9 protein-coding genes are annotated in these 15,835 nt (G+C 39.4%); 5 read left to right on the top strand and 4 right to left on the bottom strand.

Translation table 11 applies throughout. The features are described 5' to 3' along the window. Positions 1-3 precede the first annotated feature (3 nt). Complete coding sequence (gene prmB / locus EGC80_RS12395; protein WP_124013620.1) at positions 4-948, bottom strand: 50S ribosomal protein L3 N(5)-glutamine methyltransferase; 945 nt, start codon at positions 946-948, stop codon at positions 4-6. A gap of 79 nt (positions 949-1,027) precedes the next feature. On the opposite strand from prmB, the gene smrB reads away from it, so the two are divergent. Continuing rightward, the gene (smrB, locus tag EGC80_RS12390; protein ID WP_101030248.1) at positions 1,028-1,555 is read left to right on the top strand and encodes an endonuclease SmrB; all 528 of its coding nucleotides are present in this window, start codon (positions 1,028-1,030) and stop codon (positions 1,553-1,555) included. Positions 1,556-1,643: 88 nt separating this feature from the next. On the opposite strand, the gene sixA is transcribed toward smrB, so the two are convergent. Beyond that, positions 1,644-2,117, bottom strand: coding sequence for a phosphohistidine phosphatase SixA (sixA, locus tag EGC80_RS12385; protein WP_101030247.1), 474 nt, complete (start codon positions 2,115-2,117; stop codon positions 1,644-1,646). A gap of 188 nt (positions 2,118-2,305) precedes the next feature. Between sixA and EGC80_RS12380 the strand changes: the two genes are divergently transcribed. From EGC80_RS12380 to EGC80_RS12370, 3 genes are all read left to right on the top strand, one after another. Further along, positions 2,306-5,095, top strand: a complete 2,790-nt coding sequence (locus tag EGC80_RS12380) for an insulinase family protein (protein WP_124013621.1) — start codon at positions 2,306-2,308, stop codon at positions 5,093-5,095. A 280-nt stretch (positions 5,096-5,375) separates the two neighbouring features. Beyond that, positions 5,376-9,689: an EAL domain-containing protein gene (locus tag EGC80_RS12375; protein ID WP_124013622.1), complete on the top strand. Its 4,314-nt coding sequence runs from the start codon at positions 5,376-5,378 to the stop codon at positions 9,687-9,689. A gap of 109 nt (positions 9,690-9,798) precedes the next feature. After that, positions 9,799-10,437: a hypothetical protein gene (locus EGC80_RS12370; RefSeq protein WP_124693482.1), complete on the top strand. Its 639-nt coding sequence runs from the start codon at positions 9,799-9,801 to the stop codon at positions 10,435-10,437. A 725-nt stretch (positions 10,438-11,162) separates the two neighbouring features. On the opposite strand, the gene fadJ is transcribed toward EGC80_RS12370, so the two are convergent. Then, entirely contained in the window at positions 11,163-13,289 is a 2,127-nt protein-coding gene (gene fadJ, locus EGC80_RS12360; RefSeq protein ID WP_124013624.1) for a fatty acid oxidation complex subunit alpha FadJ, read from the bottom strand. Between the two features lie 5 nt (positions 13,290-13,294). Beyond that, positions 13,295-14,605 (bottom strand): acetyl-CoA C-acyltransferase FadI, encoded by a 1,311-nt coding sequence (fadI, locus tag EGC80_RS12355; protein ID WP_124013625.1) that lies wholly within the window; start codon positions 14,603-14,605, stop codon positions 13,295-13,297. Between the two features lie 248 nt (positions 14,606-14,853). Between fadI and EGC80_RS12350 the strand changes: the two genes are divergently transcribed. Continuing rightward, entirely contained in the window at positions 14,854-15,810 is a 957-nt protein-coding gene (locus EGC80_RS12350) for an AAA family ATPase (protein ID WP_124013626.1), read from the top strand. Positions 15,811-15,835 lie beyond the last annotated feature (25 nt).

Raw genomic sequence — 15,835 nt, 5'->3', positions numbered from 1 at the left:
CGATTATTCACCATCTTTGTAGATGGCGAAAAGTGTTTCATTTTCAACTAGCTGATCACGAGTTAATACAAACACACCATCACCGCCAAATTCAAAATCAACCCAAGTAAACGGCATATCAGGATATTGCTCAATCAAATGCACCATTGAATTACCCACCTCAACCACAAGTAAACCGGTTTCGGTCAAATAATCTGCCGCATTCGCCAAAATGCGTTTGGTTAAATCTAAGCCATCATTACCAGACGCTAACCCTATCGCGGGTTCGTGATGATACTCTTGAGGCATATCGCCAATATCTTCAGCATCAACATATGGAGGGTTAGATACAATTAAATCGTAATGAGGACCTTTAGGGATCGCCGAAAATAAATCGGATTGAATCGGGAAAACACGTTCTAACACACCCAAAGACTCAACATTAATCTGGGCCACTTCAAGTGCATCTTCACTAATATCTAAGGCGTCAACTTCAGCATCTTCAAACGCATAGGCACAAGCAATGGCAATACAAGCACTGCCGGTACATAAATCCATAATGCGATTAACAGGTTTATTATATAACCAAGGGCTAAATTTATAATTGATCATTTCTGCTATCGGTGAGCGTGGTACAAGTACGCGCTCATCAACATAAAATTCGAGTCCGGCAAAATTGGCTTTATTGGTCAAATACGGAACCGGTAAACGTTCACGTACACGGCGAATAATCAATTCAACGATTTTGTGTTTTTCGCTACTGGTTAAATTACTTAAAATAACCTGCTGGCCGATTTCTTCGGGTAAATGTAAAGCATCAAAAACCAATGCAATCGCTTCGTCCCAGGCATTATCCGTTCCGTGGCCATAATAAATGTTAGCATCATTAAAACGACTGACAGCCCAACGCAACATATCAGCTATGGTACGTAACTCAGTGACAGCTTCATCTACAAAGATCTTATCCAAAACACACTCCTTAAAAATTCTTCTCAGCTATTGTAACTGATGTCTATTAAGATGACCTAAAATTCAATACAATACGCCGATGAAAGACAATAATTATGTAGACTTATCGCTGTTTAGTACATTAATCGATGGTATCAAACCACTAAAACAAGATACCCACTACTTTAAACAGCCTGTCAAACCCAAACAACAGTTCGAAATAAAAGAACGTCAGATCCATGTTGACAGTTATTTTTCGGATACATATCAGCCGCTTCTGCCGATTAATGGTCCTATGCGTTGGATTAATGCCAACACAGATAAGCTTGAATTAAAACGTTTAAGACGTGGTGACTATTCACCTGACCTACTGCTTGATTTACACGGGATGCGTCAAGCTGAAGCCAAACTTGAATTAGCAGCACTTATCCAGGCATGCGTTAAGCAAAGCACAATATGTTGTTGTGTCATGCACGGCTATGGTATGGGGATTTTAAAGCAGCAAACACCAATGTGGTTAGCGCAACATCCAAACGTAAAAGCATTCCATCAAGCACCAAAAGAATGGGGTGGCGATGCAGCGTTATTGGTATTAATTGATATTGGTGAGCAACCTCACCGACGTTAATTCGAGGTAATAAGCGCAAAAAGTGTTAGTAAAGGTAAGTGCTGACTTACCTTTTTATGAGTACACATGATTACAACCAATATTGCCATTACACAATAACTTGATGTGGTGCAGTCATAGCCACAAAACTAGAGTGCTGGCCATGCATGTCAATGTGAGCCACCGCAGACGTAGCAAACAACGGTGGCTCAATACCTGCCACAAGTTCACTAACCATAAAGCCTAAAATAGGCATATGTGCAATAACCAATACATTATCCGCTTTATATTGCTCTGCATAAGCAAGCACAATATCAACAGTCATTTTGGCATCTCCAGAGGGGGTGACATCATCAAGCACTAACCACTTACGGGGATCGGATAGGTGTTTACTGACTTCTTGCCACGTTTGTTGTGCACGTAAATAAGGACTCACAATAACCAAATCAAAATGGCTAACCTGTTTTGCTAACCAATTAGCCATAAAACCTGTGTGAATACGGCCAATATCAGTTAACTTTCGTTCCCTGTCTGACGGTGCATCAAAACCCGCTTCACCATGGCGCATCAAAAATAGCTGCATACTTCTCTCGTGATGTTTTTATTATCATTCTTAGCCAATTGTAGCGTTAATCAGCGCAACAACAAACCTAGAATTGAGCTTATTTTGATAAACTTTAGTCGATAATCGAATAAAACAAGCCAAGGTAATTTGCTAAAAAGTAATAACAAGATCAATATATAACAAGTTATCTTTTCTGGAGTCTCCTTTTGCCTGAATTTCCAGCAGTTTATAAAAGCCAAAATGATCATCGTCAGTACCAATATCGAGTGTTAGACAATCAACTTCGAGTATTATTGGTTGAAGATATGCAATCGAATCAAGCTGCAGCGTCAATGGCTGTCAGTGTTGGTCATTTTGACGATCCCGTTGAACGGCCTGGTATGGCGCATTTTCTTGAGCATATGTTGTTTTTAGGCACAGAAAAATATCCAGACTCAGGTGAATACCATGCTTATATTAATCAACATGGTGGAAACAATAATGCGTGGACAGGCACAGAACAAACTAACTTTTTTTATAGCATTAATGCAGAAGCTTTAGAAGGTTCGTTAGACCGATTTAGTCAATTTTTCATTGCTCCCAAGTTTGATTTAGAGTTAGTTGATAGAGAAAGGCAGGCAATAGAATCGGAGTTTAGTTTAAAATTAAAAGATGACATTCGTCGAGTCTACCAAGTTCAAAAAGAAACCGTTAACCCAAAACATCCGTTTTCAAAATTCTCTGTGGGTAACCAAGCGACATTAGCAGGTAAACAAGCAGACATTCGGGATGAACTGCTGGCTTTTTATCAGCAACATTACAGTGCTAATATTATGACGTTGTGCGTTGTAGCGCCTCGTCCTATCGCAGAACTCGACACCATCGTTAGACAATATTTTTCAAAAATACTCAATAGAAATGTAAGTAAACACTATCCTTCTGAAGCACTGATAACCGAGGCTCAGCAACAAACACATATACAAATTGTACCGTTGAAAGATCAAAAACGACTCAGTATTTGCTTTTCACTCCCAGAGATAGACCAATTTTATAAACGTAAACCCCTCACCTTTATTAGCCACTTACTCGGTAATGAAAGTCCGGGGAGTTTATTGTCTTATTTAAAAGGACACGGATTAGCCAACCATTTATCTGCTGGCGGTGGCATAAATGGCTACAATTTCAAAGATTATTCGATCAGCATACAGCTAACCGACAAGGGATTTACTGAACTAAATGAAGTGGTCTCTTGTGTCTTTGAATATATCGAACTGATAAAGCAACAAGGTGTTCAAGCATGGCGTTACCAAGAACGAGCCAATCTGCTTGATACTGCCTTTCGTTTCCAAGAACAGATCAAAACCTTGGATTTAGCGAGTCATCTCAGCATCAACATGCACCATTACGATATTGAAAACATTATTTATGGCGACTATCGCATGGATGAGATGCTTGAGGATGAAACAAAATACCTCCTTTCATTGATGTCGGCGACCAATATGCGTCTCCTCACGGTAGCAAAAGAGTCTCAGGTCGATAATCAAGCCCAATGGTACGACACCCCTTACCAAGTTAGGCCATTACAAGCTCAACAAATAAAAAAATGGTCTGCGGTTTCAATAAGAGAAGATCTTAAACTACCTGAAAAAAATCCGTTTATTGTCTCGGATCCACAAGCTCGAGCAAACAAAAGTAATACCCCAGTACCCACTATTGTTGCTGAAGGTGAAGGTTACCGTATTTGGCATAAAAAAGATGATGAGTTCAATGTCCCTAAAGGGCATTTATACTTATCATTAGATTCCGATCAAGCTAGCTCAACGCCAAGACAGGCAGCATTAACAAGACTGTACGTCGAAATGCTTATCGATTACCTGACAGAACCAACATATCAAGCAGAGGTTGCTGGCCTTAACTACAATATCTACCCCCACCAAGGCGGTATTACCCTCCATTTAACCGGCTTTACTGGTAACCAAGAAAAGCTATTAACCTTAATAATCAAAAAAGCACGCGAGCGAAATTTTACCGAGCAGCGCTTTAACATGATTAAAAAACAGATATTACGCAGTTGGAATAATGTTGCTCAAGCCAAGCCAATATCACAATTATTTACCAGCTTAACGGTCACGCTACAAAAAAGCAGTTTTGAACCGACAACAATGGCTGAACAACTCACGCTACTGACCCTTGATGATTTGCATAATCATGTTAGCGCATTTTACAAAAAGATTTATCTTGAAGGATTAGTTTACGGGGATTGGCTGGTTGAAGAAGCTCAGCTACTCGCCAAGCGTTTGCAGCATTTATTATCTTTGGTAACAAAGCCAAGCGCTGAAGCATCTCGCGAACTTATCAATCTCGATAAAAGAGGCTCATTGCTTCGCGAAAAAACCATGGTTCACCAAGATAGCGCGATTATTGTTTACTATCAGTCTCGTATGGCAACACCTGATCGTATGGCATTATTTAGCCTACTAAACCATACAATGTCATCAACCTTTTTCCATGAGTTACGCACTAAACAACAATTAGGCTACATGGTAGGAACAGGCTACTTGCCATTAAACCGACATCCAGGGATGATTTTCTATGTTCAATCCCCCACTACAGGTCCAAGACAACTACTCGAAGCCATAGATGAGTTCATCGCCGACTTTAATTATGCCGTGATGCAAATAACCAATCAACAATGGGAAAGCACTAAACGAGGCATGATAGGTCAAATAATGGAACACGATACTAACCTAAAAACACGCAGCCAACGCTATTGGGTGAGCTTAGGAAACCGCGATTATGAATTTAATCAACGTGAGATGGTCGTGGCTGAAGTAGAAAAGCTCACAAGAGCAGATTTGATTAAGTTTATGGTGGCTCACATGCGCAGTAAAGATTGTGACCGCTTAGTCCTGTTTAACAGCGGTAAACAACATCACAGTCAAGCGAGCCTGCGTTCAAATAATATGATTGTAGACTTAAAAACGTTTAAACAACAGACGGATAAATTTCAGTTTTAGTAAATGTCTACGGCAGAAAAGTTCAGAAAAGAGACTGCGATTACGGTTACAAAATAGTCGCTACCAATATTAACGGTGCAAAATACTAAATAAAACGTTAATATCCCATAAGCTATTGATTAAAAAACGACTTTTAGACAATGCTATCGTAATTGTTAGGTAATATCCTATCAATCACACCTTTTTTGTTAACATGCTTTTGACAAAGGCTCAGGTTTCTGAAAAAGTAGACAATTCATCAACTTCTTTGCGGCATCGAAAGAGAATAAGTATAAAAATTATGCCTAAAATTTTATTGTTAATCTGTGTTTATTTTATTTGTAGCTTTGGCGTAACAGCCATTGAAGCTGACAACACCGAATCAAATTTTGATATTCTACTCAATCATACCAATTATGGTGTTGCCGATGGTTTATCACAAGATACCGTTACCGCCATTGTAGAAGACAAAGAGGGCTACGTTTGGGTTGGTACCATCAATGGCTTAAACCGTTTTGATGGTAACGAGTTTAAACAGTTCTATGCTGGTGACGATGCAAAGTCTCTCCCCAGTTCTTTTATCCGCAATTTGCTTATAGATGATAATGGCGTGCTGTTAGTTGGGACGGATAAAGGTCTCGTTCAATTTGATAAAGAAACAGAGTCATTCAGTAGAAACAGTATTTCTACTCAAATTGGTGATCAAGCCATTTGGTCAATATCAAAACAAGATGATAAAATTTTCATTGGTTTAAATGGTAAATTTGTGACCTATGAAGAAAGCAATAATCAGTATTTAATTTTTGAAGATGACAATCTAAAAGAAATAAAAAACATCTTAAAGTTTAATGGTATTTTTTACATTAGAAACTATGAAGGTAGTGTTTTTACAAATAATACGAATACTACAAAAAAAATAATAAGCAAATCTAACGATATTATAATATTTAAGAACAATGTAATTGCCGCAACAGATCAAGGCATATATATTATTAATGAAAAAATTAAAAAAATATCTAAATTAAAGCTTATAGATTTATCCATCGATTATACTAATATGAACAATGTCATAGGATTGTACGAAAACAAAATATTTAGTCTTAAAAAAAACAATAATAAAATAACATGGACATCATTAGGAGAACTTCAAGTTGAGGGTGAAAAGTTCATTAAATCTTTCATATCAGCCAATGGGGGAAACCTTTACATATCCAATTATAATGATGGATTCATAAAGATATCACCAGAAAAAAACTTAGTAAAAAAAATCAAAGACATTCCAAATAACATATGGTCGATTTCAGAATATAAAGATGATATTTTCCTAGTTAATGACGGAAATAAAATATATGTATATGACAAAAGTATAGTTTTAAAGAAGACGATTAAAACATCATTGCCATATGGGCCAAAATCAATATTAGTGATAAACAAAAAAGCTTTTGTTGGCACTAAGTCTGGACTATATTTAATAAATATTGAAAATGGAAAAGAAAGAAAACTAAACAATGAGTTAATTGTCAGCATTAAATATAACAAAGATCTAGACCAATTCTATAGTTCAAACTTCAAAGGTGAAGTGCAAGTTTTATCGATAACGGGTGAGGTTATTGAAGAAATAAATACTAAATTCAGTTACCCAATCTATGATATGGTTAAGATTGACTCTAAATTATGGATTGCATCACAAGCAGGGCTACTTATATGGGAAAATAATAAAATAACCGAAGTTTTTAATGAAGACATTGTGTTTAATATCGCGGTTAAAAACAATAAAGTATATTTTGGCACTCGAAGTTCTATTTATTCTACAGATAAAAATATCTTTAGCAAACCGAAAATAATATTCAATAGAAAAAAAGTAATATACTCAATAGCTTTTGTAGATAATATAATGGTCGCATCTTCAAATAGAGAAGTTTATATAATTGATACTAATACAAATATCACTCACACACTTAGCGTTGAAAATGGTGTATTAAAAGATTACAACACCCAATCATTACTAACACTGAATAAGTCAGTATTATTTGGGGGGGGTGAAGGTCTTAGTTTAGTAGAGCCTAAAAAAATATTATCTGCAATATCAGAAAATTCTATATCCACTATAAAACTGTCTGATTTCCTTTTATTTAACACCCCAGTCCGCGTTGGTTCAAAAATCCTCAAAAAACCAATAAATAATTTAGATCAAATCATACTAAAACACTCAGACTATCCATTTACAATTAAATTTAATGTTCTAGGGAAAAATAATAATGATTTCGAATTTTTTTATTACTTAGAAGGCCTAGAAAGAAATTGGTTATCTACAAAGGGAAATAACAATGTAACTTATACAAATTTATCAGCTGATAAATATACCTTTAAGTTATATGCTCAAAATAGACTATCTGGTAGAAAAACAGATATTAAGAGTATAAAAATATTAGTAACCCCACCTTGGTGGTTATCTCTGGAAGCCAAATTAGTATACGGACTATTTATATTAGCTTTAATTATCATCTCTTTTAAGATTATAATTCGTCGCCGTGAAATTCAGAAACAAATAGCCCAGAGTGAAGAGCGGTTAAAGCTGTCTTTATGGGGTAGTGGCGATGAAATGTGGGACTGGGATATTGAAAGTGGCAAAATCTACCGTTCTAACATTTGGGGTTCTTTAGACTTCCCTCAAGATGGTCGTCGCTCGGGTAATGCTGACGAAGAAAGTAATATCCACCCTCTCGATAGAGATAGAGTCACCAAAGCGTTAAATGATCATTTTAATGCGATAACCGACCATTTTGAAATTGCTTATCGTGTTAAAGCGCGTAACCAGCAATGGATATGGATATTAGACAGAGCCAAAATAGTTGAACGCGATCAAAAAGATCAGCCGCTACGGATGACGGGCACCATTAAAGATATCAATAATATTAAACAAGCAGAAGAGCAATTACGCTTGTTCGCTAGAGCAATTGAGAATATCTCTGAAGGGATGTTTATTCTCGATGAGAAGTATCAATTTGTTGAAGTCAATAATGCCTGTTGTGAACTAACAGCCTCTACAAAAGAGAAGTTTGTCCATGAAATACTCAATTTCACTCGCTATCCAGCAAGTTATTCTGAACAAATAAGAAATTTACTAAAGCAACAAGGTCGTTGGAGCGGTGAAATTGAAGCAAGTAAAGGTAAAGACGGTTTCTTCTTAATCGAGCTGACAATCGACGCCATATACAATGAGCAAGGCGAAACAAGTCATTACGTTGGCGTGTTTTCCGATATTACCCGCCGTAAACAGCAAGAAGAAGAGCTCAGAAAACTGACTAATAATGACTTACTTACCGGGCTGCCTAATCGTTCTAGTTTACAAGTGACCTTAAGCAACTTAGTCAAAAAAGACATTCATCACACCTTAATGGTACTCGATTTAGATAACTTTAAGCGTATCAATGATTCTTTAGGCCATCAAATTGGTGATGATTTATTGATCGGTGTTGCTGAGCGAATTCAGTCAACCATTCCAAAACATGCCAGCTTATACCGTCTCGGAGGTGATGAATTTGCTTTACTCGTCGATCAACTCCCAGATATAGGTTCTTGTGCCGCCATCGCTACCCAAGTCATTAACTGTCTAAAACCCGCCTTCACTGTTAATAATGACTCACTAGTATTAGGTATTAGTATCGGCATTGTGCTTTATCCTGAAGATGAGCAAAATGAGCAAGCCTTATTGCGTAAAGCGGATATCGCCATGTATCACGCTAAGTCAGGGGGTGGTAACCGCTATCAGTTCTATTCAGAATCATTAAACCAAAATGCTTTACGCCAACTGGAAATCGAAAGTTTAATTCGGGAAGCACTAAAAGATGATTTATTTGAAGTCTATTACCAACCTAAAGTCGATGTAAAAAAAGATCGCCTCACTGGAATGGAAGCGTTAGTGAGATTAAATCACCCTAAATTAGGCCTGATAGGACCGAACGAATTTATTCCCCTTGCTGAAGAAAACGGCCTAATAGTTGAAATTGGTGATGTTGTAATGCGAAAAGCCTGTTTTGCTGCGCAGAAATGGTTGGAACTAGGACTATTTAGTGGTCGCGTTGCAGTCAATTTGTCATCAAAACAATTTGCACTTCCTGATTTACTATTACGCATAGAGTCTATTTTACGCCTCACAAAACTACCGGCTGAACACTTAGAACTGGAAATCACTGAAAGCACTGTTATCAAAAACCCAGAGCAAGCCATTAAAGTGATGCAACAATTGGCAAAAATGGGCATTAGCCTCGCTCTTGACGATTTTGGTACCGGTTACTCTTCTTTGTCATATTTAAAACGATTCCCTATCAACTGTTTAAAAATTGATAAAACCTTTGTTGATGATATTGATAAATCAGACCGAGACCTCAAGATGGTCGATTCTATTATTACCATTGCCCATAATATGGGGTTGACGGTCGTTGGTGAAGGTGTAGAACAAACCTCACAACTCAACATTTTAAAAGCACTTAACTGTGAAGAAATTCAGGGATATATATACAGTAAGCCTATCAAAGAAGCAGACTTTGAGTTAATGCTCACTGCAGACAAACTCAAATTTGACACTCTAAACGGTAGGTTAATGAAAAAATAAATCATCTCCTCATATATTTGGCATGACAAATGCAATTCTAAGTTCAGTTGTAAAAATAATATTGTTATTTAACCCTGAGCTTGAATTACTAAATATAAGAGAGATTAAAATGATTAAAGGAATAATTACAGTAGCAGTTTTATCGGCATTATCTATCAGTAGTGTTGCTATGGTAAATGGAATTGAAACGCAAACCGTCGGTATTCCAGCCATCAAGGTTATAGACACTCAAACCGCCGGTATTCCTGCCATCAAAGTGCTAGACACGCAAACCGCCGGTATTCCTGCCATCAAGGTGCTAGACACGCAAACCGCCGGTATTCCTGCCATCAAGGTGCTAGACACGCAAACCGCCGGTATTCCTGCCATCAAGGTGCTAGACACGCAAACCGCCGGTATTCCTGCCATCAAGGTGCTAGACACCCAAACCGCCGGTATTCCTGCCATCAAGGTGCTAGACACGCAAACCGCCGGTATTCCAGCCATCAAGGTGCTAGACACCCAAACCGCCGGTATTCCAGCCATCAAGGTGCTAGACACCCAAACCGCCGGTATTCCAGCCATCAAGGTGCTAGACACCCAAACCGCCGGTATTCCAGCCATCAAGGTTCTAGACACGCAAACCGCCGGTATTCCAGCCATCAAGGTGCTAGACACGCAAACCGCCGGTATTCCAGCCATCAAGGTTCTAGACACGCAAACCGCCGGTATTCCAGCCATCAAAGTGCTTGACACTCAAACAGCTTAAGGAGAATCCTATGTTTACTTCTCTAAAAATTGCACTTGGTTTAGCAAAACCAGCTCGTAAGAAAGTAAAATTACCTGAAGGTTTAAACCACCTCGAAGTGATCCAAGCTAAAGCATGGTGGAAGTAGTCGGTATAGTACTGACGGATGGTTAACCATCAGCCACAAAAAAGGAGCATTAGCTCCTTTTTTGTTGAGTGTCTGACGCAGACTACACAGGCTTAGCCGTCTATTCTATACGCCATGTCGACATACTTTCACATCAGCCAAGCGTTAGTGCCTGCTAAACATAGGTGAGTGGCCCTAGAATACAGCCTATGCATCACCAATACTTTATTTATATTCCATATTGATAAGCAGCAAACTAAATAAAAAAACCACGACGAATACTCGATAAAACTAGTATGAATAACTAAACTACATTATCACTGAACCTAAATAACTCAGTTAATATAATCCCTGCCCATACACCATTACGGCGCTTATTTAACTTGTAAGTGATGATATTAACATCACATTACCCGTGCGATGACAGCTTAATGGCGGCGTCTGATCCCATAATCAAATAACGTTATCATACTTAAGAATGTGTACTATACCGAAAAGAAGTAACGTATCGATTAAAAAACAGGCAAAAGTATGCCTTTAACAAATAAAAAAGTGGCAATAACTTGCCGCTTTTTTATTACAATGCGATAACTAACAAGCTATCTATACAACAAAGAATTTACTTTGTGTAGAACAGACTTCCCTCCCTGGCCATTTTGACTAACGTATCACACGGTGAGAAACGCTCACCGTAGAGTGATTGATAACCTTGTAATGTCGCCACTAAGTTACTTGCACCTAATGTGTCAATGTAACGGAACGGGCCACCTAAGAATGGCGGAAAACCAATACCAAATATCGCACCGATATCACCGTCTCGAGCAGAAGCAATGATCCCCTCTTCAAGACAACGAACGGCCTCATTGAGCATTTGAATAGTACAACGCTCAGCCACATTTTTTGCTTCTTTATCTGAAGCAATTGAAATATCGAGCACTTTGTAAACTGACTCATCAACTGATTTAGCTTTTTTCGCTTTAGGTCCGTATTGATAGAAACCTTTGCCATTTTTACGACCCTTACGGTCATCGGCTAATAACTTATCAAATGCTGCAGGCGCTTTAAAACGTGAACCTAACTCTTTTTCTAAAATAGGCGAAATTTTGCCACCAACATCTATACCTACTTCATCAAGTAATGTCATCGGCCCAACAGGGAAACCAAACTTCACTAATGCGCGATCTAGATGCTCAACACGCTGACCTTCTAGTAATAATTGCGCCGCTTCGTTCATATACAGGGCAAGAATACGGTTAACATAAAAACCAGCACCATCTTGTACCACAATAGGCGTTTTACCTTGCTTACGAGCAAAAGCCACGGTCGTTGCAATGGTTTCAGGTGACGTTGTTTTATGCGCAATAACTTCAACCAACGGCATTTTTTCTACTGGAGAGAAGTAATGTAGACCAATGACATTTTCAGGGCGGCTTGCTGCTTCGGCAATTTGTCCAATCGGCAGAGATGAAGTGTTAGATGCGAAAATGGTGTTTTCACCGCACTCACGTTCAACATCTTTCACCATCTGATGTTTCAATGCGAGGTCTTCAAATACTGCTTCAACAACGATATCAGCATCTTTAATGCCTTTATACTCAGTCGTTGTGGTCATTAACGCCATTAACTTGTCGCGGGCCGCAGGCGTCATATGGCGACGCTTAACCCCTTTATCTAATAGCTTGTAAGCATAAGCTAAGGCATTACTCAAACCTTGTTCAGAGATATCTTTCACTCGAGCGGGGATTTTAGCCTTCGTGGTGGTCACAGACGCAATACCGCCGCCCATTAAGCCACCACCTAATACCATCACTTTTTTGACTTTACGAGGTACAGCGCCTTCAGCGCCAGTCTCTTTTTTCATCTCGGTAGTAGCAAAAAAGAGTCCTCTCAGTGCGGCTGATTCTTTAGACATGACCAAATTAGCAAAATGAGTCGCTTCAACCTCAAGACCTTTCACCATGCCTTTACTCATACCTTGGCGAACACTGTCTATGATCTTAGTCGGAGCAGGATAATTACCTTGAGTCTTCTTTAACACTTGCTTACGCGCTTGATCAAAAATGATGTCGCGCGTAAATGATGTTGATTCTAAAAACTGATTAATTTTAGATTGCACCACTGGCTTAATGGCTTTTTTGCCTTTTTTAGCCAGCTCGATTGCGGTTTCTAATAAAATTGAATTAGGTACGACATCATTCACTAAGCCCATTTTTAACGCTTGTTTAGGGCGAATTTGCTTACCGGTTAACATCATATCAAGTGCTGTAGTAATACCGACTAAACGAGGCAAACGCTGGGTACCACCAGTGCCAGGCAGCAAACCCAGTTGTACTTCGGGCAAACCTAGCATGGTTTTTTTATCATCACTGCATACACGTAAATGACATGCTAGCGCTAACTCTAAGCCACCGCCTAAACAAGCACCATTTATCGCAGCAACAACCGGAATAGATAATCCTTCAAGTTCAGAAAATAGCACATGACCTTGTTGTGATAATGCCTTAGCATCTTGCTCACTCTTACATGCCGCGAGCATGCTAATGTCAGCACCAGCAACAAATGAATCCGCTTTACCAGAGATAATGACTAAACCTGTAATGCTTGGATCAGCTTTAACTTCAGCTAAAATTTCTGTAATTTCAGGCCCAAATTCCGCCCTTAAGGTGTTCATGGTTTCGCCAGGAACATCCATGGTTAAAATCGCAATACCATCATCACGACGAGCTAAATTAAATGTCTTTTCCATGCTCATTACTCCACCTCTAAAATCATTGCTACACCTAAACCACCCGCTGCACAAGCCGTTGTCAAACCTGTACCACCACCACGACGCTTAAGCTCACGACAGACTTGGGTGATTAATCGAGTACCGGTTGCCGCAAAAGGATGGCCATAAGCCAATGAACCACCTAATACGTTAAATTTACTCATGTCGATTTCACCAATGGCACGATCTCGACCTAATTTTTCTTGGGCAAACTTTTTAGAAGCAAACATTTGCATGTTCGCTAATGTCTGCGCTGCAAACGCTTCATGCATTTCAATCAGGGTTAAATCCTCTAATTCCATACCAGCACGTTTTAATGCTAATGGTGTGGCATACGATGGACCCATCAACATATCTTGCCAAACATCAATAGCAGTAAACGCGTAACTCTTAATGTAACCCATTGGCTGATAGCCTAAGGCTTTGGCACGACCTTCGCTCATTAAAATGATTGCAGAGGCACCATCAGTTAATGGCGTACTGTTCGCCGCTGTTACCGTACCGTGTTGACGGTCAAAGGCTGGGCGCAATTTGGCATAAGACTCTAATACTGAGTCTTCACGAATATTATTATCGCGATCAATAAATTGTTTGTACGGAGGAATATGAGCGGTCATGACTTCATCGCGCAGATAACCTGAATTCCACGCTTCTGTCGCCAATGTATGCGAGCGGTGCGCTAATGCATCTTGATCAGCGCGGCTAATATGATAAGTTTTAGCCATTTGCTCTGCAGTTTGTCCCATCGATAAACCAGTTGAATACTCAGCAACAGCTGGCGGTACAGGTAAAAGATCTTTCAAACCTAAACGACGTGCAATCGCAAATTTTTCTTTAAACGAACGAGCTTTATTTAGATCGACTAAAGCATGTGCTAATTTTCTTGATACTCCGATCGGTAATACCGAAGACGAATCAGAACCACCGGCTAAACCGATTTCGATATTGCCCGTCATGATTGACTCAGCCACATTAACGGTAGATTGAAAACTAGTCGCACAAGCTCGGGTCACCGAATAGGCATCAGTTGACACATTCATTCCCGTACCGAGTACAATTTCACGAGCAATATTTGGCGCAGCTGTCATTTGCACCACTTTACCAAATACAAGTTGTTCAATTAATTGAGGGTCGATTTCAGAGCGAGACAGCAACTCATTTACCACCATTTTGCCCATATCCAGCGCAGATACGCCATGAAAAGCGGTTGCTTGTTTCGCAAATGGTGTTCTTAAACCGGCAACAATCGCAATGCGTTCACCCCGGGAATTCGTTACCTGTTGTCTATCACTCATGTGCCACCCTCTATTATTGTTAGCTCATCTCGGCTCGGCCGGTAAGTTTCTATTTTGTTAGATAGTCTGGTCAGACCATCAAAGCGTGATCTAAGTCTAACTTTTTATTGCATGGTTTTAAACAGGCGTTTATAACTATCTACTTCATTAATAGTTAAAATGTGTTAATCCTACTAGCCAAAAACCAATAGAATTCATAACATAGGTTGTAATAACCCCAATGCCAACTAAATAAATTGAGTACCGCTATGTCGTTAAGTCGTTTCCACTCACTACGAACCTATTTAGATACTGTAGTGTTAGGCCAACCCGTATTAACTGAAAACTTGCTGATCGCACTTATCGCCAACGGACATTTATTAGTTGAAGGACCGCCAGGTTTAGCTAAAACCCGTGCAGTAAAAGCATTATGCGATGGCGTAGAAGGCGAGTTTCACCGTATTCAGTTCACGCCAGATTTACTGCCAGCTGATTTAACCGGTACCGATATTTATCGTCAGCAAACGGGTACATTTGAATTTGAAGCGGGGCCAATCTTCCATAATCTTATTTTAGCGGATGAAATTAACCGTGCCCCAGCTAAAGTACAATCTGCTTTATTAGAAGCCATGGCCGAAGGTCAAGTTACCGTCGGTAAACACAGCTATCCTTTACCGCCGCTATTTTTAGTCATGGCGACACAAAACCCACTTGAAAACGAAGGCACTTACCCGCTACCAGAGGCACAATTAGATCGTTTTTTAATGCATCTTAATCTTGATTATCCTAGTGCTGAAACAGAATGCGAAATCTTACGCCAATCGCGTAAAGAGGCCAAAACACATCAATTGCCGACCATTGAGCCTGTCGCTCAAGCCGACGTATTTGCCGCCCGGGATCAGGCATTAGAGATTTATTTAGCGGAACCGTTAGAGAAATACATTGTTGAAATTATTATGGCCACTCGCCAACCTGCAAGGTACAGCACTGATTTAGCCAAATGGCTTGAATATGGTGTCAGCCCTCGAGCCACTATTTCATTAGAACGTTGTGCAAGAGCACGTGCTTGGTTGCATGAACGCGACTTTGTCTCGCCAGAAGATATTCAAGCGGTTGCACCCAATGTTTTACGTCATCGTTTATTGCTCAGTTATCAAGCACAAGCGGAAGGTGTCACTGCAGATCATGTGATTGATCACATTCTTAGCCAAGTTGCCGTACCGTAAATATTACAATACGGACACCAACGAT

Source organism: Shewanella psychromarinicola (assembly GCF_003855155.1).
GTDB lineage: Bacteria > Pseudomonadota > Gammaproteobacteria > Enterobacterales > Shewanellaceae > Shewanella > Shewanella psychromarinicola.
Note: the sequence above shows the minus strand (reverse complement) of the source record. Positions and strands in the feature narration are given on the sequence as shown.